We start from the raw sequence: 21,590 nt of genomic DNA, 5'->3' as shown, positions 1-21,590 counted from the left end.
AGGCTGCGCCAGCTCAGGCAGGCGCTTCAGCGCTCCACGCGCGAGGGCCGGCGGCGATTGCCGCGCACCAGCTTCCACAGTCCGCCCAGCAACAGCGGCACCACCGCCGCGCCGATCCCCGCCAGCACGATCAGGTTCAGGTACTGCTTGATGAACGGCAGGTTGCCGAAGAAGTAGCCGGCAAAGACCAGCCCGACCACCCAGGCCAGCGCGCCGAGCACGTTGAACATCTGGAACCGCGCGAACGTCATCTGCGACACGCCGGCAACGAACGGCGCGAAGGTGCGCACGATCGGCACGAAACGCGCCATCACCAGTGTCTTGCCGCCGTGCCGCTCATAGAAATCATGGGTGCGGCGCAGCGCATCCTGGTCCAGGAAGCGCCACTTGTGGTCGAATACCTTGGGCCCGATCCAGCTGCCCACCCAGTAGTTGACGGTATTGCCAGTGATGGCCGCCACCAGCAGCAGGCCCACCAGCGCCCATTCGTTCATGGCGCCGGTGGCGCAGAAGGCGCCGGCGATAAACAGCAGCGAGTCGCCCGGCAGGAACGGCAGGACCACCAGCCCGGTTTCGGCGAACACGATCAGGAACAGGATCGCATACACCCAGTGGCCATACTGGTCGATGACGGTGCCGAGGTATTTGTCGACATGGACCAGCATGTCGATGAGCTGCAAAGCGAATTCCAAGTCGTTCCCCGATTTGGTTGGTTGACTGCAAACAAGTCTACGCGGCGCAATGCCACCTTGGCCTGAATCATACAAGAGCCGGCGCGCCCTTCCGCCACTTGTCGCGGACCAGTGGCGTCCGACTCTGCGTGGACGGCCACGTATAATCGCCGGATGCCCGATTCCGCCAGCCAAAGCCCCCTTCGCACCACTCAGCTGCCGCGTCCGATCCGTCCGTTGCCAGACCAGCTCATCAGCCAGATCGCCGCCGGCGAAGTGGTGGAGCGCCCGGCCTCGGTGGTCAAGGAGCTGCTGGAAAACGCGCTGGACGCCGGGGCCACGCAGCTGGGCATCCGGCTGGAAGAAGGCGGCGTGCGGCGCATCGTCATCACAGACAACGGCTGCGGCATCCCCGCCGCCGAGTTGCCGGTGGCGCTGATGCGCCACGCCACCAGCAAGATTGCGTCGCTCGACGAACTGGAATCGGTCCTGACACTGGGTTTCCGCGGCGAGGCGCTGGCCTCGATCGCTTCGGTTTCCCAGCTTGCGCTGACCAGCCGCACCGCGGGCGACGCCCATGCCACGCAGGTCAGTGCCGACACCGGCACCGTACAGCCCGCGTCTGGCGGGATCGGCACCACGGTCGACGTGCAGCATCTCTACTTCAACACGCCAGCGCGTCGAAAGTTCCTGAAGTCCGAGCAAACCGAACTCGGACATTGCCTGGAGATGGTGCGCCGGGCGGCACTGGCACGGCCCGACGTGGCCATCTCGGTCCACCACAATGGCAAGCCGCTGGAACACTGGAACGCCGGCGACGTCGCCAACCGGACCGCGCAGGTGCTGGGCGCGGACTTCGCGCGGGCGCGGCTGCCTCTGGACGAACAGGCCGACACGCTGCATGTGTACGGTTTTGCCGGCCTGCCCACCGCGTCGCGCGGGCGGCCCGACCAGCAGTACTTCTTCGTCAACGGCCGCTTCGTGCGCGACAAGCTGCTCAACCACGCGGTGCGCAGCGCCTACCAGGACGTGCTGCACGGCGACCGTTTCCCGTCGTACGTGCTGTGCCTGGACCTGCCGCCGGAAATGGTCGACGTCAATGTGCACCCGTCCAAGATCGAAGTGCGCTTCCGCGAATCGCGCGCGGTGCACCAGTTCATCTATCACGCGGTGCAGCGCAGCCTGGCACGCCAGGCCGGCGAGAACGGCGACAGCCTGCATACCGATGACGACGGCGAGATCCGGCTGCCGCCCGCGGCACCCTCGGGCGCGCGACCGTCATTCGGCGGCGGCAGCGTTGGTGGTGGCAGCCAGTGGGTCAACTACTCCGCGGCGCGGCAGACCGAGCTCGGCATTGCGCAGCCGCGCCAGGCCTACCTCGGCATGGTGCGCGACGCGACCGCGCCGGCGCCGCGCCCGTACGGCGCTTTTCCGGGCACTCCGGCGCAGCCGCCCGCCTGGCTGGCCGACGCTCAAGCGGCGCGCGCCGACGAACCGCCAGGCCTGCTCGACCGCCTGCCGCCGGCCTCCGCCGACGCGGCAGACGCCACCGACGACCACCCGCTCGGCTACGCCATCGCCCAGCTGCACGGCATCTATGTGCTGGCGCAGAATGCGCGCGGACTGGTGCTGGTGGACATGCACGCCGCCCACGAGCGCATCCTCTACGAGCAGATCAAGGCCGGCCTGGATGCGCGCGACCTGGCCGTGCAGCCGCTGCTGATCCCGGTCACGCTGCCAGCCAGCCCGGTGGAGATCGGCGCGGCAGAGGAGCACCAGGAAACGCTGACGCTGCTTGGCTTCGACATCACGCCGGTATCGCCGACCACGCTGGCAGTGCGCGCGGTGCCCGCGCTGCTGCAGCAGGCCGACGCCGAAGCGCTGGCGCGCGACGTGCTGCGCGACCTGCACGCCTACGGCGGCTCGCGCGTGCTGGCCGAGCGCCGCAACGAACTGCTGGCCACGCTGGCCTGCCACAGCGCAGTGCGCGCCAACCGCAAGCTCACCGTCGAAGAAATGAACGCGCTGCTGCGCCAGATGGAACAGACCGAGCGCGCCGACCAGTGCAACCACGGCCGCCCGACCTGGGTGCAACTGACCGTGACCGAGCTGGACCGTCTGTTCCTGCGCGGCCAGTAAGCGCCCCTCCCCTTCACTAATCTGCCGACGATGTCCGCCGTCCCTGACGATCCCGCCAAGCCACCGCCCGTGGTCTGCCTGCTCGGACCCACCGCCTCGGGCAAGACCGCCGCCGCGCTGGCGCTGGCGGCCGACGCGCCGGTGGAGATCATCAGCCTGGACTCCGCGCTGGTGTACCGCGAGATGGACATCGGCACCGCCAAGCCCACCTCCGAAGAACTGGCCGCGGCGCCGCACCACCTGATCGACATCATCGACCCGGTCGAAAGCTATTCCGCCGCGCAGTTCGTCACCGATGCCGAGCGGCTGATCGGCGAGATCCGCGCGCGCGGCAACGTGCCGCTGATCGTGGGCGGCACCATGCTCTACTACAAGGCGCTGACACAGGGGCTGAACGACTTGCCGCAGGCCGACCCCGCCGTGCGCGCCGAGCTGGACCAGCTCGCCGCCGAGCGCGGCTGGCCGGCGCTGCATGCGATGCTGGCGCAAGTCGACTCCGTCACCGCGGCGCGCCTGGCGCCCAACGATGCGCAGCGCATCCAGCGGGCGCTCGAAATCCACCGGCTTTCCGGCCAGCCGATGTCGGCGCTGCTGGCGCGCCAGGCCGAGGGCCGCACCTTTGCCGGTGCCGCCGACCAGCGCTACCGCGTGATCGCGCTCGAGCCCTCGGACCGGCTGGCGCTGCATGCGCGCATCGCGCAGCGCTACGACGCCATGCTGGCCAACGGCTTTATCGACGAAGTCCGCCGCCTGCGCACACGCGAGGACCTGCATCCTGGGCTGCCGTCGATTCGCTGCGTCGGCTACCGGCAGGTGTGGGAATACCTCGACGGCGAGTGCGATTTCGACACCATGCGCGAGCGCGGCATCGCCGCCACGCGCCAGCTGTGCAAGCGCCAGCTGACCTGGCTGCGCAGCACGCCGGAGCGGCTGGTGGTGGACTGCCTCGCGCCCGGTTATATCGATGAGGTACGCAAGCTCGCGGATTTCGGCCACTGACGGCAATGTGACGCGCAAGCGATAATCACGGATCCTGTTCTTGCCTACTTCACGAACATGTCCAGCCCCGCCTTCACCCTGCGCCCCGCCACCGCTGCCGACAGCGAAACCCTGTTCAACCTGATCCTGGCGCTGGCCGAGTACGAGAAGCTGACGCATATCGTCGAAGCCACGCCGCAAAAGATCGAGGGAGCGCTGTTCGGCGCCACGCCACACGCCGAGGCGGTGCTGGTCGAAGTCGAGGCCGACGGCGCGCCCAAGGCGGTGGGGTTCGCCCTGTTCTTCCACAACTTTTCCACCTTCCTCGCCAAACCCGGCCTGTACCTGGAAGACCTGTATGTCGACCCGGCATGGCGCGGCCATGGACTGGGCAGGGCGTTGCTGCAGCACTTGGCCGCGCTGGCGCTCGAGCGCGGTTGCGGCCGTTTCGAGTGGTCGGTGCTGGACTGGAACCAGCCGTCGATCGACTTCTATCGGGCTATGGGCGCCGACGTGTTGCCTGACTGGCGCATTTGCCGCGTTACCGGCGACGCGCTGGCCAAACTGGGCCAATCGAAGTAAATCCGCTGGCACGGCAACCGGTCCACCGCCGGTGTTATACACTTGATGGAAAACCGCCATACAATGACGGTGCCGAATGTCTTTTTTGGCCCATCCGCGCCGACCCGCCATGCCACGAACCAAAGCCGACCAGCCCATCGCGCCCGCCCCGGGCAACGCCAACGAAAACGATGCGGACATCGCACGCGGTGCGTCGGTGGAGGAAATCGCCGACCGCATCCTGACCGCGATCTGGGAACACCGGCTGCCGCCCGGCACCAAGCTGGTCGAGGAAAAACTGGGTGGCGTGTTCGGCGTCAGCCGCACCAAGGTGCGCCTCGCCTTCGGCAAGCTGGCCCATGAAGGTGTGCTGACGGTGCACCCGAACCGTGGCACCTTTGTGTCGAGCCCGAGCGTGGCCGAAGCGAGGCAGGTGCTGCATTCGCGCCGCCTGCTCGAACCGGCGCTGGTGCGCGACCTGGCCGGCGCGATTGATCCGGCGGGGCTGAAGGCGCTGCGCGCGACCACGCGCGAGGAAGCGCAGGCGCGCGACAGCAACGACCGGCGCGCCATCATCCGGCTGTCAGGCGAATTCCACTGCAGGCTGGCCGAGCTGACCGGCAACCAGTACCTGGGCAAGTACATGCGCGAGCTGTGCTCGCTGACCTGCCTGATCATCGCGCTGTATGACGCGCCCGGCGTGCCGTCGTGCCCGCATCACGAGCATGACGACATCGTCGACGCGCTGGAAGCCGGCGATGGCGAGCGCGTGGCGCGGCTGATGGACGAGCACCTCGAGCATGTCGAGAGCACGCTGCGGCTGGAATTGCCGGCTGAAGAGAAAGTGGACCTGGAAGCGGTGTTCGCCGCGGTGTAAGGCCGGCGTCATTCCCGCTGGCGCGGGAATGACGCGGTGGTGATGAGGCGGTGATGGCGCTCAGCGATGCTCGATGCGCGCCGCCAGCGCCTGCGCCAGGCCGATGGTCGGCTTGGCATCCGGACGCCGGAACGTGCCCGCGGTGGCCTTGCGCGGCTGCAGCGCTACCAGTGCCTCGGCCTGCTTGACCGCGGCGGCCATCTGGTCGACCACCGGCACCGGGATGCGATCGCGCACGCGCGCGGCAAGGCCCGCCAGCGGCGCGCCGGCCAGGATCACCACGTCGGCCTCGTCTTCCACCACGGCGCGGTTGGCCAGTTCCACCAGCACCGCTTCCTTTTCTTCCTGCACGTCCGAGACCGAGGCAAAGCTGCCGTCGAGCATGCGAATGCCGGCCAGCCGACCGCGCAGGCCGTGCATGTCCACGCATTCCTCGTACCACGGCCCGAGCGCGCGCGCGAAGGTAACGATCGAGAAGCGCCGGCCCAGCATGCAGGCCGACAGCATGGCCGCCTCGGCCATGCCTACCACCGGCAGGTCGAACAGCTCGCGCGCGCCCATCAGGCCGGGATCGCCAAAGGCGGCAATGATCGCGGCATCGAATTCCGTGTGGCGTTCCGCCAGCATCTCCAGCGCAATGGCGCCGCCGATCTGCGCCTCGGCGCGCGTGGCGATATAGGGCACGCCACGGCTGGCAGTCAGCGGCACCAGCTCGGTGCCTGACGATGCCACCGGCGTGGCCGCGGCCATCAGCCGCGCGGTAATGCCTTCGCTGGTATTGGGATTGAGGACAAGGATTCGCATATCGTTGTTATCCGTAGTTGGCCGTAGTCAGCCGTTGGCGGTGGCGGGCCGCGCCGCGAGCACGCGTTCGGCGAGCCGGGCCGCGGCCAGCACGGTGCGGTCGGCGCCTCGCGGGCCGGCAATCTGCAGGCCCACCGGCAGGCCGTCGCGGCCGCTGCCGCAGGGCACCGAGATCGCCGGTGCCAGCGCATGGTTGAAGAAAGGGGTGAAGACCGCATGGGCGCGCGGCTCGACGGCAACGCCGCCGATCCGTTCAGGCCCGAGCCGGTCGTTGCGCCACGCCACGCATGGCGTGGTCGGGCACAGCAGCAGGTCGTAGCGGGTAAAGAACTCCGCCACGGCCAGTGCGATCTGGTGGCTGGCTTCGCGCGCACGCGCCACGTCGGCGCCGGTCCACGCCAGCCCGCGCTCGATCTGGCGCGCGATATCCGGATCGAACACGTCGGGATCGCGGCGCCAGGCTTCGCCGTAGAGATTGGCCAGCCCGACGTGCTGCAGCGGCATCAGTGCCGCCTCGTCGGCGCCCTGGGGCCACACCGGGTCGGCCAGCTCGATGCTCAGGCCTGCCGCCTGCAGCCGCGCCACGGCCAGCGCGCAGGCTTCGGCGACGTCATCGTCGACCGGCGTATCGAGCCCCAGCCGCGGGCTCAGCGCGATCCTGAGCGTATGCAGCGGGCGCTCGGCCGCCAGGCTGAAGCCCAGCGTATCCGGATCGCGCGCTTCGGCGCCGGCCAGGGCCTCGAACATCAGCGCCGCATCGGACACGGTACGCGTGATCGGCGCGACCACCTGGATGCCGTTGAAGGCGTGGGCAAAGCCGATCGAATCGGGAATCGCGCCATAGGACGGCTTGAAGCCGACCACGCCGGCATGCGCCGGCGGGCGCCGGCTGGAGCCGCCGCCGTCGGTGCCCAGCGCCAGGGGCGCCATGCCGGCAGCCACCGCCACCGCGCAGCCGCCGGACGACCCGCCGGCAGTCAGCGTGGCGTCGAGCGGATGGCGCGTCAGGCCGTAGACTTTGTTGGTGGTCAGGCCCTTGCAGGCGAACTCCGAGGTATTGCCCATGCCGAGCACGATCGCGCCGGCACGGCGCAGGCGCTCGACGGCAATCGCATCGGCCGGGGCGATAAAGTCGCGGTACAGCTGCGAGCCCTGCGTGACGCGGCGGCCCTGGCTCCAGATCACGTCCTTGACGATCACCGGCACGCCCGCCAGCAGCGGACGCTCGCCCTGGGCCAGTCGTGCGCGCAGCTGCGCCAGGTCGGCGTCGACCAGCTCCTGGCGTTGTTCGAAGACGGCGTTGAGCTGGTCGTTGCGCGCCGCAATGCGGGCCTGGAACGCGGCCACGACCTCGGCGGGATCGAGGCGGCCGGCGGCCACGCGGCCGGCGATGGTGGCGGCGTCCAGGCTGTTGGTCAGTTCCATATCGGCAGTGTCGGTCAAATCATCGGAAAGGCCAGCGGGCCAGCGCCGTCACAGGCTGCCACCCGAGGTGCGGTAGCGCGGCCGCGCCATCTCCGGCAGCGCGCACGGCAGGAACTCGCCATGGCCGGCCTCGGCAAGCACTTCGCCCTCATGCGCGACGACCTTGCCGCGCACCAGCGTGGTCACCGGCCAGCCGGTCACGCACAGGCCTTCATACGGCGTGTAGTCGACCGCATGGTGCAGGTCGGCATTGCGGATCTGCACTTCGCGCTGCGGATCCCACAGCACCAGGTCGGCATCGGCGCCGATGGCGATGGTGCCCTTGCGCGGGTGCAGGCCGTACAGCTTGGCTGGGTTGGTCGAGGTCAGGGCCACGAACTGGTTCACCGAGGTGCGCCCGCCATTGACGCCGGCCGAGAACAGCAGCGGCAGGCGCGTCTCGAGGCCCGGGATGCCGTTGGGGATGTACTGGAACGGCACTTCCTTGCCACCGGGCTTCTTGCCCTCGGGATCGTCGTAGCGGAACGGCGCGTGGTCGGACGAGAAGATCGTGAACAGCCCATCGGCCAGCCCGTCCCAGATCACCTCCTGGTTGCTGCGGTCGCGCGGCGGCGGGCTGCACACGCACTTGGCGCCGTGGTAGCCGGGCTGGTCCAGGTCTTCGGCGGTCAGGAACAGGTACTGCGGGCAGGTCTCGGCAAAGATCTTCATGCCGCGGTTGCGTGCCCAGCGGATCTGCTCCACTGCTTCCTTGCCGGAGACGTGGACGATCAGGATCGGCACGTCGACCAGCTCGGAGAAAGTGATGGCGCGGTGCGTGGCCTCGCGCTCGATCGCCATCGGCCGGGCCAGCGCATGGAAGCGCGGCGCGGTGTTGCCGGCGGCCTCGAGCTTGTCGGTCAGCCACGCGATGCAGTCGGAATTCTCGGCATGCACCATCACCAGCGCGCCTTCCTGGCGCGCCACCGACAGCACCTCGAGGATCTCGCGGTCGTCGAGCTTGAGGTCGTCGTAGGTCATGTAGATCTTGAACGACGAATAGCCCTCGCGGATCAGTCCCGGCAGCTCGTCCTGGAGCACGGCATGGGTCGGGTCGGCAACGATCAGGTGGAAGGCATAGTCGACCACCGACTTGCCGCCGGCGCGGCGATGATAGTCGTCCACCGCTGCGCGCAGCGAATGGCCCTTTTCCTGCGCGGCGAACGGGATCACGGTGGTGGTGCCGCCGCAAGCGGCCGAGACCGAGCCGGTGCGGAAGTCGTCGGCCATCCTGAGGCCGTCCGGCATGGGCTGGTCCAGGTGGCAGTGCGCATCGACGCCGCCCGGCAGCACCAGCTTGCCGCTGGCGTCGATGACCTGCGCGGCATCGCCCAGGTCAAGGCCGAGCTGCACGATGCGGCCGCCGTTGATGGCGATATCGCACTGCATGGTGTCGCTGGCGGTCACCACGGTGCCGTTGCGGATGATCAGGTCGAACTGTTTCACGATGTTGGTCACGAGAGAAAATGAAGGGGCACGCGCAGGCGCGCCCAAGGCTGGTTATCGGCGGTCAGCGTCGGACAGGTGCATGCGTGCGGTTTCGCGTGCCGCAGCCGCGGCGACCGCGATCAGCGCGCACACCACCGCCAGGTAGATCGCCACCGGCGCGGTGCTGCCGAAGCGGTCGAGCAGGCCGATTGCGATCAGCGGGGCCAGCGCGCCGCCGAACACGCCGGCGAACTGGAAGCCGAGCGAGGCACCGGTGACGCGCACCCGGGTGGCAAACAGCTCGGGCAGGAATGAGGCCAGCGGCGAGAACATGAACGACACCAGCACCATGCCGACGAACGAGGCCAGCATGATCAGCGCCGGGCTGCCGGTCTTGACCATGGCGAAGAAGACAAAGGCCCACACCGCGCCGCCGATGCCGCCGATCATCAGCACCGGGCGACGGCCGATGCGGTCAGCCAGCAGTCCGGCGATCGGGATGAACAGGATCTGCGCCAGCGCGCCCAGCAGCACGGCATTGAGCGCGATGCTCTTGGGCAGGCCCAGCTTGGTCGGCACGAAGTACAGCAGGAACAGGGTGAACACGTAGAAGGCGATGTCGCCGCCCAGCCGCGCGCCGAAGGCGATCAGCAGCTGCTTCTTGTAGTTGCGCAGCACTTCCATGATGGGCGCGCGCGCTTCGGCATGCGATTCTTCCAGCTTCTCGAACATGCCGGATTCCCGCACGTTGGAGCGGATATAGAGCCCGACGCCGACCAGCAGCGCGGACAGCAGGAACGGCACGCGCCAGCCCCAGCTGAGGAACGCTTCTTCCGATACCTGCCACGTCACCAGCGCGAACACGCCGTTGGCCAGCAGCAAGCCGATCGGCGCCGCCAGCTGCACCAGGCTGCCGAGGATCCCGCGCCGCTTACCTTCGGGATCGAGCTCGTTGACCATGATCGCCGCCCCGCCCCACTCGCCGCCCAGCGCCAGGCCCTGCACCACGCGCAGCAGCACCAGCAGCAGCGGCGCCAGCGCGCCGGCCGCGGCATAGGTCGGCAGCAGGCCGATGCCGAAGGTGGCCAGGCCCATCATCAGCAGCGTGATGATCAGGATCGACTTGCGGCCCATCTTGTCGCCGTAGTGGCCAAAGATGGCCGCGCCCAGCGGCCGCGCCACGAACGCCACGCCATAGCTGGCAAAGGACAGCAGCGTCGCGGTCAGCGGATCGCTCTGCGGGAAGAACAGCTTGGGGAAGACCAGCGCGGCGGCCGATCCGTAGATGAAGTGGTCGTAGAACTCCAGCGTGGTGCCGGCCAGGCTGGCCCCGGCGACGCGCGCGACTGACTGTTTCTTGGCCGACGCGCCTTTATCCGCGGCGTCGATGCTGACTGCTTGCATGGTGGTCCTCCAATGGTCCCTGGCCTGCCCGCTGCGCACCGGTCGCCGGCTGCGCGCTGGGTTGTCTCCAGACGGGCATGCGTGTGCCTCGCCTTTGCTCAGTACATTAGGCCATAAACCGCCATACAATCAAGCAAAATATTGTTTGTCAGAAATGATGCATATGCACACTGGACTTGATGCAATGCACGAAAACGGACATCGAAGGCGAGGCGGCCAAGCGCACCGGCATGGATCGGGGTAAACACCTACGCACTGCGCAGGGGCGAAAAAAAACGGCGCATGCCTGAGGCATGCGCCGTTTTCCGTGTGGAACGCTGAGGTCGCGTCAGATCACGATGGTCTGGGCCTCGCCCTCGGCACGTTCGCGGATCTCACCGATCTGCCACACGGCTTCACCGGCGGCCTGCAGGTGGCGGATGGCGCGTTCGGCGTCTTCCTTGGCCACGATCACCACCATGCCGATGCCACAGTTGAAGACACGGTGCATTTCGTCGTCGGCCACGCGGCCCTGCGCCTGCAGCCACTGGAACAGCGGCGGCAGGGTCCAGGCATCGCGCTGCAGCACGGCCGTCACGTTCTGCGCCAGCACGCGCGGCACGTTCTCGGTCAGGCCGCCGCCGGTGATGTGGGCCATGCCCTTGACCGGCAGGGTTTCGATCAACGAAAGCAGCGGCTTCACGTAGATGCGCGTCGGCGCCATGATTGCGTCCTGCAGGCGCTGGCCGTGGAAGTCGGCGTTCAGGTCCGGCCTGGCCACCTCGATGATCTTGCGCACCAGCGAATAGCCGTTGGAATGCGCGCCCGACGACGCCAGGCCCAGCACCACGTCGCCCGGGGTGATGGTGCTGCCGTCGATGATCTTCTTCTTTTCGACCGCGCCGACGGCAAAGCCGGCCAGGTCGTATTCGCCATCCGGGTACATGCTCGGCATTTCGGCGGTTTCGCCGCCGATCAGCGCGCAGCCGGCCAGTTCGCAGCCGCGGGCGATGCCCTGGATTACGGTGGCGGCGGTGTCGACGTCCAGCTTGCCGCAGGCGAAGTAGTCCAGGAAGAACAGCGGCTCGGCGCCCTGCACCAGGATGTCGTTGACGCTCATCGCGACCAGGTCCTGGCCGACGGTGTCGTGGCGGTTCAGTTGGAACGCCAGCTTGAGCTTGGTGCCCACGCCGTCGGTGCCAGACACCAGAACGGGCTCCTGGAATTTCTTCGATAGCTCGAACAGCGCACCGAACCCGCCGATGCCGGCCATCACGCCTTCACGCATGGTGCGCTTGGCAAACGGCTTGATGCGGTCGACCAGCGCGTCGCCGGCATCGATGTCAACACCGGCGTCGCGGTAGGAAAGGCCGGCCTGGCCGTCGGTCGGGGATGCGCTCATGGGAACCTGCTTGTCCTGGAGGAATAAAGGGAGGAACTAAAGTGACAAATCCGGCGCTCGCGCAGTCGGGGCTTCCGTCGCAGCTTCCGTCGCTTGGCATCGGAAGGCGGGCGCGAGTCCAGTAGAATCGCAATTTTAACGGATAGAGGCCCCCGGCTTCCAGTTTCCGGCACACTTGGGCCGCAAACCGGCCCGACCGCCTCGTCGCTCCCTTATTGATGAACGCCCCGCTGCTGAACCAAGAGACCAAACGCATCCTGCTCTGGATCGCAGTGGCCGCCGCGCTGTTCGCCGCGATCATCGCGCTGGCGCCGGTGCTGACGCCGTTCCTGTTCGCGTTCATCTTCGCCTATATCCTGAACCCCGGCGTGGACTGGCTGCAACGGCGCCGGGTGCCGCGCGCGATCGGCGTGACGCTGATGATCCTGCTGCTGACGGTGATCTGCGTGATGCTGGTGCTGCTGCTGATCGCGGTGCTCCAGCGCGAGATCCCGCAGGTGCGCGAGCAGTTGCCGCTGTTGCTGAAGAAGCTCAATTCCGTGGTGGCGCCACGGCTGGCGGAGTTTGGCGTGCGCGTGCGCTTTGACTTCCCCGGGCTGCGCAACATGCTGTCGGACCGCTTCGCGGCCAGTCCGGAAGACTTGCTGGTGGTGTTGCTGAACTACGTCAAGATGTCGGGTTCGGCGCTGCTCGAGGTGGCAGGCATCATCTTTATCGTGCCCATCGTCATGTTCTACCTGATGATGGACTGGCACATGGTGATGCGCCGCATCGAGGGCGTGGTGCCACGCCGCTGGGTGCCCAAGGTGCGCGAGCTGACCAACGAGACCGATGCCCTGCTGTCACAATACCTGCGCGGCCAGATCCTGGTGATGGTAATCCTGGCGGCGATCTACTCGATCGGGCTGACCATTGCCGGCTTCGATATCGGCGTGCCGGTCGGAGTCTTCACCGGGCTGGCGGTCTTTATCCCGTATATCGGCTTCGGTGTCGGGCTGGTCATGGCGATCCTGGCGGCGATGCTGCAGTTCGGCAACTGGTACGGGCTGGGCGCGGTGGCGGTGGTGTACGGTTTCGGCCAGTTCATCGAGAGCTTCTACCTGACGCCGCGGCTGGTGGGCGAGCGTATCGGGCTGCACCCGCTGGTGGTGATCTTCGCGCTGCTCGCCTTCGGCCAGCTGTTCGGCTTCTTTGGCGTGCTGCTGGCGCTACCGACGTGCGCGGTGCTGCTGGTTGGCGCGCGCCAGCTGCGCCGGGTTTACCTGGCCAGCGACCTGTACCGAAAATAACGGCTGCCACGATTCCGACGCCACTCCCAGACGCCACCCCGCAAGTTAGCCATACGTCATGTCCCCGCGTCCCAACAAGCAACTGTCGCTCGAGCTGGGTAGTCCGCCGCCCTCGACCTTCGAGAATTTCGTGGTGGCGGCCAACCGCGAGCCGGTCCAGCGCCTGCAGGAGCTGCCCGCCGCGGTCGCGCAGGAGCGCGCCACCGACCGGCTGGTGTACCTGTGGGGCGAGGTCGGCTGCGGCCGCACCCACCTGCTGCACGCGGTCTGCGAGGCCGCGCCGCAACACGGCATCCGCTCGCGCTACCTGAGCCCGCACCACCCGCTGTCCGACTTTCTGTTCGACCCGTGGTGCCAGCTCTACACCGTCGACGACGTCGAGCTGCTGGACGAAGCGCGCCAGATCGCGGTGTTCTCGCTGTATAACGAGGTGCGGGCCCACGTGCGCACGGCGCTGGTGGTCGCCGGCGGCCTGGCCCCGCGCGCCATGCCGGTGCGGGAAGACCTGCGCACCCGGCTGGGCTGGGGCCTGGTGTACCAGGTCGCACCGCTGTCCGACGACGACAAGAAGGCTGCAGTGCTGCAAGCGGCACGCGAACGCGGCCTGCAGTTGTCGCCCGAGATCACGCACTGGCTGGTGACGCGCCACTATCGCGACATGCCCAGCCTGATGGCGCTGCTCGACGCGCTCGATACTTACTCGCTGGAACGCAAGCGGCCGGTCACGCTGCCGCTGCTGCGCGAGATGTTCGCTGAATTCCGGGACTAGGCGACGGCCCCGGCCCCGCCCGCTCCCTTACCCCATCCTGCCTTAAGGTAAAATCGCGCCCCATGAATCTGGCACTCTTTGACCTCGACCACACCCTGATCCCGACCGACAGCGACCATGAATGGGGCCGCTTCCTGGTCCGCCTGGGCATCGTCGACGAGGAAATTTACCGGCAGAAGAACGACGAGTTCTACAACCACTACAAGGCGGGCACGCTGGACATCCAGGCGTTCCTGCGCTTTGCGCTGGGGCCGCTGGCGGCCAATCCGCGCGACAAGCTCGACGCCATGCGCCTGCAGTTCATGCACGAGGTGATCGACCCGGTGATCACGCCGCAGGCGCGCGCGCTGGTCTACAAGCACATCGAGGCCGGCGACCTGTGCGCGGTGGTCACTGCCACCAACAGCTTCGTCACGGCGCCGATCGCCGCCGCCTTCGGCATCAAGCACCTGATCGCGACCGAGCCCGCCACCGTCGACGGCAAGCCGGAAAGCCAGTTCACCGGCGAGGTCTTCGGCGTGCCGAGCTTCCGCGAAGGCAAGATCACTCGCGTCGAAGCCTGGCTCAAGGCACAGGGCACGACCTGGGACAACTTCGAGACCACCACCTTCTACAGCGACTCGGCCAACGACCTGCCCCTGCTGGAAAAGGTCTCCGAGCCGATCGCCACCAATCCGGACGATCGCCTGCGCCACCACGCCGCCGCGGCCGGCTGGCGCATCATGGATCTGTTCTGACGTGATCAAGAAGCTCATTACCCGGCTGCTGGGCAAACCCGGCCCCAAGCAGCGCCGCACCGGCCGCGCCCATACGCCGCGCATCGTCAACGTGGACGAGCACCAGATTGACCCCACGCTGCTGTCGCGCAATGCCGTCAAGGTCACTTCCACGCTGCAGCAGGCCGGCTACCAGGCCTATATCGTCGGCGGCGCCGTACGGGACCTGCTGCTCGGCATCAAGCCCAAGGATTTCGACGTCGCGACCAATGCCACGCCCGAGCAGGTGCAGTCGCTGTTCCGCCGCTCGCGCATCATCGGCCGCCGCTTCCAGATCGTGCACGTGACCTTCTACGGCGGGCGCGAGCAGGAAATCATCGAGGTCTCGACCTTCCGCGCACTGGTCGACGCCATCGCCAGCGAGACCTTGCCCGAAGGCCGCCGCCTCAAACGTGCCGAGCTCGACAGCAAGACCCATGCGATCGACGCCTCGGGCCGCGTGCTGCGCGACAACGTGTGGGGCTCGCAGTCCGAAGACGCGGAACGCCGCGACTTCACCATCAACGCGATGTACTACGACCCGGCCGCGCAGACCGTGCATGACTACCATCACGGCATGGAAGACATCCGCGCGCGCACGCTGCGCATGATCGGCGACCCGGCCACGCGCTACCGCGAAGACCCGGTGCGGATGCTGCGCGTGGTGCGCTTCGCCGCCAAGACCGGCTTCGATATCGACGAGGCCACGCGCCACCCCGTCGCCGGCCTGGCCGAGCTGATCCACAACGTGCCGAGCGCGCGCCTGTTCGACGAGATGCTCAAGCTGCTGATGTCCGGCCACGCCTGGGCCTCGTTGCAGGAGCTGCGCAAGGCGGGCCTGCACAAGGGCCTGCTGCCACTGCTGGACGTGGCGCTGGAGCAGCCCATGGGCCAGCGCTTCGTGCAGCTGGCGCTGGACAACACCGACCGCCGCGTGCAGTCCGGCAAGCCGGTGTCGCCGGGTTTCCTGTTCGCCGCGCTGCTGTGGCACCACGTGCTGCAGCGCTGGAACCAGCTGCGCGAGGAAGGCGAACACGCCATCGCCGCGCTCAACAGCGCCATGGATTCGGTGCTGGAAAAGCAGACCGGTCAGCTCGCGATCCAGCGCCGCTTCGTCACCGACATGCGCGATATCTGGGGCATGCAGCCGCGCTTCGAGAAGCGCGTGGGCCGCATGCCGTTCCGCCTGCTGGAGTCGCCGCGCTTCCGCGCCGGCTACGATTTCCTGCAGCTGCGCTGCCAGTCCGGCGAGCTGCCGGAAGAGCTGGCCACCTGGTGGCAGGACTTCCAGAACGCCGAGCCGCATGAGCGCGAAGACCTGATCGACGCCGTGCGCAGCGCGCGGGGCCAGGGTGGCGGCCAGGGCGGAGCCCAGGGTGCTGAAGGCGAAGGCCCGGCGCGCAAGAAGCGCCGCCGACGCAGTCCGCGGAAATCGGATAAAGTTTCTTCCCGGAGCGACTCGGACGCGGGCCAGGCAGCACATGCCGGCCCCGGCCAGCCGGAGGAAACGTAAATGACTCTTGCCTTCATCGGCATCGGCGCAAATCTGGGCGATGCCCGCCAGGCCATCAAGGACGCCATCGTGTGCCTGGCCCAGCAGGTCGGCATCACGGTGCTGGCGCGCTCCTCGCTCTATCGCACCGCGCCGGTCGATGCCGGCGGCGACGACTACTACAACGCGGTGGTCAAGGTGCAGACCTCGTTCACCGCGCCGCAGCTGCTGCGCATCTGCCACCACATCGAGGACCAGTTCGGCCGCGAGCGCCCGTTCCGCAACGCGCCGCGCACCCTCGACCTCGACCTCCTTGTGTTCGGCAACGAACAATACGACGACGAGCACCTGACCGTCCCACACCCGCGCGTGACCGAGCGCGCCTTCACGCTGGTGCCGCTGGTGGAGCTCGACGCCGAGCTGTCGATCCCCGGGCGCGGCCGTGCCGCCGACTTTCTGGCCGGCGTGGTGTCCCAGCGCATCGAGAAAGTCTCCACCTGCAAGTGCCTGCGCCTGCAGGCCGAGGGCGGGACCGGCCGTACCGGCTGAGGCCAGGCAGGCCATCCGCGCGAAGCGCCATGCTCGATCACCTGCGCCGCATCGTCGTCGAAGGTCCCGTCGGATCGGGCAAGACCTCGCTGGCCCAGCGCCTGGCGCGCACGCTGCAGGCGCATGAGCTGCCTGACTGCGCGCGCCGCAGTCCCTTCCTGGAACCGTTCTACCGCGATCCCGCGCGCCACGCGCTGGCGCTGCAGCTGTGGTGCCTGACCCAGCGCGCCGTGCAGCTGCAGCAATGGCAGGCCGCGCTGCTGGCCGGCCAGCGCATGGTGAGCAATTTCCTGATGGCCAGGGACCGCCTGCACGCGGCACTGACGCTGGGGCCTGACGAACTGGCGCTGTACGACGCCATTGCCGCGCGCTTCAACCTGCCGCCGCAGCGGGTCGACCTGGTCATCGTGTTGCAGGCCACGCCGTCGCTGCTGCGCGAGCGCATCGTGCGCCGCGGCGAGCCGGGCGAGGCCGGCATCGACGAACACTACCTGCAGCGGCTGGCTGACGCCTACGGCGAACTGTTCCACCGCTACGACGAGGCCCCGGTGCTGGTCGTCGATACCGCCCACTTCAATCCGGTGGACAACGATGACGATTTCCGTACACTACTGTCGCGCATTGAAAGCATGCGCGGCCGCAAGGCCTTTCTCAATCTCGCTGCGCCCTGACAGGCCCCGCCTGCCAGCCACAACACAATAACGACGGCAGCCGTTGCCCTGCAGCATTTGCTGCGCATGGTCCCAGCGGCAAAAACCGCCGTCATACACGGGCACTGCCATGAGTTACCTCCTCGATCCTTCCCGCAAGACCATCACGATCCCCAAATTGCAGGCGATGCGCGACGCCGGCGAGAAAATCGCCATGCTGACCGCCTACGACTCCAGCTTCGCGGCGCTGCTCGATTACTGCGGCGTCGAGATGATCCTGGTCGGCGATTCGCTGGGCAACGTGATGCAGGGCCAGCAAACCACCCTGCCGGTGACGTTGGAACAGATGGCCTACCACACCGAATGCGTGGCGCGCGGCAACCAGACCGCCATGCTGGTGACCGACCTGCCATTCGGCACCTACCCGACGCCCGAAACCGCATTCGCCAGTGCCGTCACGCTGATGAAGGCCGGCGCGCAGATGGTCAAGCTCGAAGGCGGCGACTGGCTCGCACCCATCGTGAAATTCCTGGTCGAGCGCAGCATCCCGGTGTGCGCGCATATCGGCCTGACACCGCAGTCGGTGCATGCGCTGGGCGGTTTCAAGGTACAGGGCAAGACCGACGCGGGCGCCGCGCAGCTCAAGCGCGATGCGCTGGCCCTGCAGGAGGCGGGCGCGCAGGTGGTGCTGATGGAAGCGGTGCCGGCCAAGCTCGCCGGCGAGATCACGCAGCTGCTGAAGGTGCCGACCATCGGCATCGGTGCCGGCGCCGACTGCACCGGCCAGGTGCTGGTGCTGCAGGACATGATCAACGTCTACCCCGGCCGCAAGGCCAAGTTCGTGCGTAACTTCATGGAAGGCCAGACCTCGATCGAAGGCGCCGTGCGTGCCTACGTGGCCGCGGTCAAGGACGGCAGCTTCCCGGCCCCCGAGCACACCTTCTCCGCCTGACCCGGTGGAGATCGCTGCCGCCACCGCCGCTGCATTCCGCCTGCTCGGCAGCGGCGACGCGGGGCTGTGGTTCATCGTCTGGACCTCGCTGGCCATCGCGGTGCTGGGGCTGGCGATCGCCACCGTGCCCGCCATCGCCGCCGCCTGGCTGATCGCCACGCGGCAGTTCCCCGGGCGGCGCGCGGTGGTGGTGGTGGCGCAGGCCTTTCTCTCCTTCCCGACCGTGCTGGTCGGGCTGATCCTTTATCTCTTGCTGACGCGCCAGGGGCCGCTGGGCAGCCTGCACCTGCTGTTCACGCCGTCCGGCATGGTGCTGGGGCAGGCGGTGATCGGCTTTCCGGTGGTGCTGGCGTTCGCATTGTCGACACTGCAGGGTGCCGATGTGCGCTTGCGCGAAACCGCGTGGGTGCTTGGCGCCGGGCGCTGGCGCACCTTCTTCACGGTCCTGCGCGAGCTGCGCTTCGGGCTGATGGCGGCGGTGGTGGCGGGCTTCGGGCGCGTGATCGCCGAGGTCGGCTCGGCGCTGATGATCGGCGGCAATATCGAAGGCTCGACCCGCACCATCACCACCGCGATCGCGCTGGAAACCAGCAAGGGCGAATTCGCGCAAGGCATTGCATTGGGCATCGTGCTGGTGGCGCTGGCATTGCTGGTCAATATCGGCATGGCGTGGCTGCAGGGCGCGGGAGGGTTTCGGCAATGACAGCCGCATCCCAGCCGCCGGCATCATCACCCTTGCTGACCGTGCGCGGGCTGGCCCGCACCATCGGCTTGCGCCGCCTGTTTGCCATCGACGAACTGGCAATCCCGCGCGCCACCGCGATCGTGCTGACCGGCATGAACGGCGCCGGAAAGACCACGATGCTGCGCATGATGGCTGGACTGGAACGCGCGCCGGGCGCCACCGTGCAATGGAGCGATGCCAACGGCCAGACCCACAGCGCACCGCTCGATCCGCTGCCGCCGGCGGTGCGCCAGCGCATCGCTTACCTGCACCAGCATCCCTACCTGTTCCGCACCTCGGTGCGCGCGAACATCGCCTACGGCCTGCATGCGCGCCGCTTGCCGCACGACGAGATCGCGCGGCGCGTGGGCGAATCGCTGGGCTGGGCCGGCGTGTCGCACCTGCAGGACACCGCGCCTGAATTCCTGTCGGGTGGCGAGATCCAGCGCGTGGCGCTGGCGCGCGCCAAGGTGCTGGAGCCGGAACTGTTGCTGTTGGACGAACCGACCTCGAGCCTGGACGGCCATGCGCGCGAGCAGGTGATCGCGCTGGTCGGGGACCTGGCCGCCGAGGGCCGTACCGTGATCATGATCTGTCACGACCGCGAACTGATCAACCTGCCGGGCGTGGTGCGCTGGAAGCTGGGCGACGGCGTGCTGGACACGCATCACCCGTAGCGCCTAGATAAGCGTTGCCGGTATCGCCCCGCGCAGTGCATTGACTACCACGACGGCATCAGCACGCGCCAGCATGGCGCGCGTGACGACACCCTCCGCCACCGCTTCGCCTGGCGCGCCCAGCGCCACCCCGCCCTGTTCCAGCACGACCGCGCGCATCACCCCGGGCAGGATGTCGGCCGACAATGGCGGCGTCAGCCAGCGGCCATCGATGCGGACGAAGACCGAGCTGCGCCCGCCTTCCAGCAGCTCGCCGCGGGTATTGAAGAACAGGCGGTCGAAGCCGCCGGCGCGCTCGGCGGCTTGCCAGCCGGCGTCGTAGACCGCGCGGGCGCTGGTCTTGTGGCGGCGCAGCGGATCGGCGTCGGGCAATGGTTCGGGCGCCAGGTCGACTGTGACCGGCCCTTGCAACGGCACCACTGCGCCGCTGGAAAAGGACAGCGTGCCCCCCTTGTCCAGCGCCAGGCGCAGTCGCCCGGTACCGGCGCCAAGCTGCCCGGCCTGCATAGACACCGCCGCCCGTGCCGCTTCGGCATCGAAGGCAAACCCGAACGCGCGCGCCGAGGCCGCAAGGCGCGCCAGGTGGCGGTCCGCCTGCAGGCAACCGCCGTCCTGCACGCGCATGGTCTCGAACAGCGTGAAGCCGGGATCGAGCCGCGTCAGGAAGCGCGCCTTCCAGCCGCATTCCGCGAATTCCTCGGCGGCCACGCTGTCGTGGACGATGCCGCCGCCAACGCCCATTTCGCCGGCCCGCCGCCCGCTGGCCGCCGGCGGCGCCAGCACCAGGGTGCGGATCGCCACGGACAGCGCGAACGGGCCCATGGCGGCACCGGCTTGCGGGGCATCGATCCAGCCGATCGCGCCGGTGTACAGGCCGCGCGGCGTGCCTTCCAGATCGGCAATGATCTCCATGGTGCGCCGCTTGGGCGCGCCGGTGATCGAGCCGCACGGGAACAAAGCCGCCATCAGCGCGCCGAAGCCGGTGCCGGGACGCGCCGTGGCGGTGACCGTCGAGGTCATCTGCAGCACCGCGCCGAACGGCTGCACGGCAAAGCGCTCAGGCACCGCCACGCTGCCCGGCTGCGCGATGCGGCCCAGGTCATTGCGCAGCAGGTCGACGATCATCACGTTCTCGGCGCGGTTCTTGGCATCGGCGGCGAGCGCGGCCGCGGCCTGCGCGTCGCGCTGCGCATCGCCCGAACGCGGCGCGGTGCCCTTCATCGGGCGCGTCAGCAGGTGGCCGCTGCCGTCGTGGCGCACGAACAGCTCCGGCGACAGCGACAGCACCCAGGCATCGCCCGGCAACCGTGCCAGCGTGCCGTAGGGCACCGGTTGCGCGGCGCGCAGCGCAGCGTACAGCGCCACCGGATCGCCGAAGGCCTGGAAGCGCAGGCGTTGTGTGTAGTTGACCTGATAGGTGTCGCCGGCCTCGATCCACTGGTGGATGCGGGCGATGGCGTCATCGAAGGCCTCGCGCGGGGTGTCGGAGGCGACATCCATCAATCCGGCCGGCGCTGAGGCGGCGTTGGCCTGAAGCCAGTCGGCCACGGCCGCGCTGTCCAGGTGGCGCAGGTCGCGGAACCAGAGCAGGCGCAGCGCGCCGTCGTGGCATGGCAGCGCATCGCCGGTGTGAATGGGGATGCCGACCAGCGGGCCGCCGAATTCGTAGGGTGCAAACAGCGTGGCGTACCAGCCCTGGCGCCAGCCTTCGGCAAGCATGGCATCGAGCCGGGTGATATCGCTGCCGGCGGGCAGTAGGTCGTCCCGGAGAAAGCCGGTGTAGAGGCGCGATGCGGCTTGCGACGCGGGGGCGGTCGCGTCATCGAGAAGGACGAAGACCTCTCCTTCCGCTGAGGGCGTGCTCCCCTCTCCCGCGCGCGGGAGAGGGGCCGGGGGGGGGGGGGGGGGCGGGGGGGGGGGGGGGGTGGGGGGGGGGGGGGGGGGGGGGGGGCTGGATGCTTGCTACCACGGGGGCGAAACTCTGAGATTCAGCGGAACAGCCATGCATTATCGCGCGGCAATGAGC

At 68.3% G+C, this 21,590-nt stretch carries 20 protein-coding genes; 13 read left to right on the top strand and 7 right to left on the bottom strand.

The window, feature by feature from the left end; all coding sequences use genetic code 11:
• Positions 1–26: 26 nt before the first annotated feature.
• Positions 27–680: a VTT domain-containing protein gene (locus J8I82_RS15300; RefSeq protein ID WP_209759199.1), complete on the bottom strand. Its 654-nt coding sequence runs from the start codon at positions 678–680 to the stop codon at positions 27–29.
• A 165-nt stretch (positions 681–845) separates the two neighbouring features.
• Between J8I82_RS15300 and mutL the strand changes: the two genes are divergently transcribed.
• The 4 genes from mutL (at position 846) to J8I82_RS15280 (ending at position 5,226) form a co-directional block, all read left to right on the top strand.
• The gene (gene mutL / locus J8I82_RS15295; protein WP_209758858.1) at positions 846–2,810 is read left to right on the top strand and encodes a DNA mismatch repair endonuclease MutL; all 1,965 of its coding nucleotides are present in this window, start codon (positions 846–848) and stop codon (positions 2,808–2,810) included.
• 30 nt (positions 2,811–2,840) lie between these two features.
• Positions 2,841–3,809, top strand: a complete 969-nt coding sequence (miaA, locus tag J8I82_RS15290) for a tRNA (adenosine(37)-N6)-dimethylallyltransferase MiaA (protein ID WP_209758856.1) — start codon at positions 2,841–2,843, stop codon at positions 3,807–3,809.
• 57 nt (positions 3,810–3,866) lie between these two features.
• A complete protein-coding gene (locus tag J8I82_RS15285) occupies positions 3,867–4,370 on the top strand; it encodes a GNAT family N-acetyltransferase (protein ID WP_209758854.1) in 504 nt (167 codons plus the stop codon).
• Between the two features lie 109 nt (positions 4,371–4,479).
• Positions 4,480–5,226 (top strand): GntR family transcriptional regulator, encoded by a 747-nt coding sequence (locus J8I82_RS15280; RefSeq protein WP_209758853.1) that lies wholly within the window; start codon positions 4,480–4,482, stop codon positions 5,224–5,226.
• A gap of 60 nt (positions 5,227–5,286) precedes the next feature.
• Here J8I82_RS15280 and J8I82_RS15275 read toward each other — a convergent pair whose 3' ends face one another.
• From J8I82_RS15275 to purM, 5 genes are all read right to left on the bottom strand, one after another.
• Entirely contained in the window at positions 5,287–6,030 is a 744-nt protein-coding gene (locus J8I82_RS15275; protein ID WP_209758851.1) for an aspartate/glutamate racemase family protein, read from the bottom strand.
• Between the two features lie 27 nt (positions 6,031–6,057).
• Positions 6,058–7,455 (bottom strand): amidase, encoded by a 1,398-nt coding sequence (locus J8I82_RS15270; RefSeq protein WP_209758850.1) that lies wholly within the window; start codon positions 7,453–7,455, stop codon positions 6,058–6,060.
• 48 nt (positions 7,456–7,503) lie between these two features.
• Positions 7,504–8,940 (bottom strand): dihydropyrimidinase, encoded by a 1,437-nt coding sequence (gene hydA / locus J8I82_RS15265; protein ID WP_209758848.1) that lies wholly within the window; start codon positions 8,938–8,940, stop codon positions 7,504–7,506.
• Between the two features lie 54 nt (positions 8,941–8,994).
• On the bottom strand, positions 8,995–10,326 hold the full coding sequence (locus tag J8I82_RS15260) for an MFS transporter (RefSeq protein ID WP_209758847.1): 1,332 nt from the start codon (positions 10,324–10,326) through the stop codon (positions 8,995–8,997).
• Positions 10,327–10,654: 328 nt separating this feature from the next.
• The gene (purM, locus tag J8I82_RS15255) at positions 10,655–11,707 is read right to left on the bottom strand and encodes a phosphoribosylformylglycinamidine cyclo-ligase (protein ID WP_151072479.1); all 1,053 of its coding nucleotides are present in this window, start codon (positions 11,705–11,707) and stop codon (positions 10,655–10,657) included.
• A 218-nt stretch (positions 11,708–11,925) separates the two neighbouring features.
• On the opposite strand from purM, the gene J8I82_RS15250 reads away from it, so the two are divergent.
• From J8I82_RS15250 to J8I82_RS15210, 9 genes are all read left to right on the top strand, one after another.
• Complete coding sequence (locus J8I82_RS15250) at positions 11,926–12,996, top strand: AI-2E family transporter (RefSeq protein ID WP_209758845.1); 1,071 nt, start codon at positions 11,926–11,928, stop codon at positions 12,994–12,996.
• Positions 12,997–13,054: 58 nt separating this feature from the next.
• The gene (hda, locus tag J8I82_RS15245; protein ID WP_133092253.1) at positions 13,055–13,765 is read left to right on the top strand and encodes a DnaA regulatory inactivator Hda; all 711 of its coding nucleotides are present in this window, start codon (positions 13,055–13,057) and stop codon (positions 13,763–13,765) included.
• 62 nt (positions 13,766–13,827) lie between these two features.
• Positions 13,828–14,502 carry a histidinol-phosphatase gene (locus tag J8I82_RS15240; protein WP_209758843.1) on the top strand — a complete coding sequence of 225 codons (675 nt, stop codon included), beginning with the start codon at positions 13,828–13,830 and terminating at the stop codon, positions 14,500–14,502.
• 1 nt (position 14,503) lies between these two features.
• Positions 14,504–16,033 (top strand): polynucleotide adenylyltransferase PcnB, encoded by a 1,530-nt coding sequence (pcnB, locus tag J8I82_RS15235; RefSeq protein ID WP_209758842.1) that lies wholly within the window; start codon positions 14,504–14,506, stop codon positions 16,031–16,033.
• On the top strand, positions 16,034–16,561 hold the full coding sequence (gene folK, locus J8I82_RS15230) for a 2-amino-4-hydroxy-6-hydroxymethyldihydropteridine diphosphokinase (protein WP_209758840.1): 528 nt from the start codon (positions 16,034–16,036) through the stop codon (positions 16,559–16,561).
• 29 nt (positions 16,562–16,590) lie between these two features.
• Positions 16,591–17,232: a deoxynucleoside kinase gene (locus J8I82_RS15225; protein WP_209758838.1), complete on the top strand. Its 642-nt coding sequence runs from the start codon at positions 16,591–16,593 to the stop codon at positions 17,230–17,232.
• A gap of 109 nt (positions 17,233–17,341) precedes the next feature.
• The gene (gene panB / locus J8I82_RS15220; protein WP_209758836.1) at positions 17,342–18,163 is read left to right on the top strand and encodes a 3-methyl-2-oxobutanoate hydroxymethyltransferase; all 822 of its coding nucleotides are present in this window, start codon (positions 17,342–17,344) and stop codon (positions 18,161–18,163) included.
• A 4-nt stretch (positions 18,164–18,167) separates the two neighbouring features.
• The gene (locus tag J8I82_RS15215; RefSeq protein WP_209758834.1) at positions 18,168–18,866 is read left to right on the top strand and encodes an ABC transporter permease; all 699 of its coding nucleotides are present in this window, start codon (positions 18,168–18,170) and stop codon (positions 18,864–18,866) included.
• Positions 18,863–19,564 carry an ATP-binding cassette domain-containing protein gene (locus tag J8I82_RS15210; protein WP_209758832.1) on the top strand — a complete coding sequence of 234 codons (702 nt, stop codon included), beginning with the start codon at positions 18,863–18,865 and terminating at the stop codon, positions 19,562–19,564. The genes J8I82_RS15215 and J8I82_RS15210 overlap by 4 nt, the downstream gene beginning before the upstream one ends.
• 3 nt (positions 19,565–19,567) lie before the next feature.
• Here J8I82_RS15210 and pabB read toward each other — a convergent pair whose 3' ends face one another.
• Positions 19,568–21,283, bottom strand: a complete 1,716-nt coding sequence (gene pabB, locus J8I82_RS15205) for an aminodeoxychorismate synthase component I (RefSeq protein WP_209758830.1) — start codon at positions 21,281–21,283, stop codon at positions 19,568–19,570.
• Between the last annotated feature and the right edge of the window lie 307 nt (positions 21,284–21,590).

This window comes from Cupriavidus consociatus (assembly GCF_017814975.1).
Taxonomy (GTDB): domain Bacteria; phylum Pseudomonadota; class Gammaproteobacteria; order Burkholderiales; family Burkholderiaceae; genus Cupriavidus; species Cupriavidus consociatus.
The sequence above is the reverse complement of the archived record's forward strand: the minus strand, read 5'-3'. Positions and strand labels throughout refer to the sequence as shown.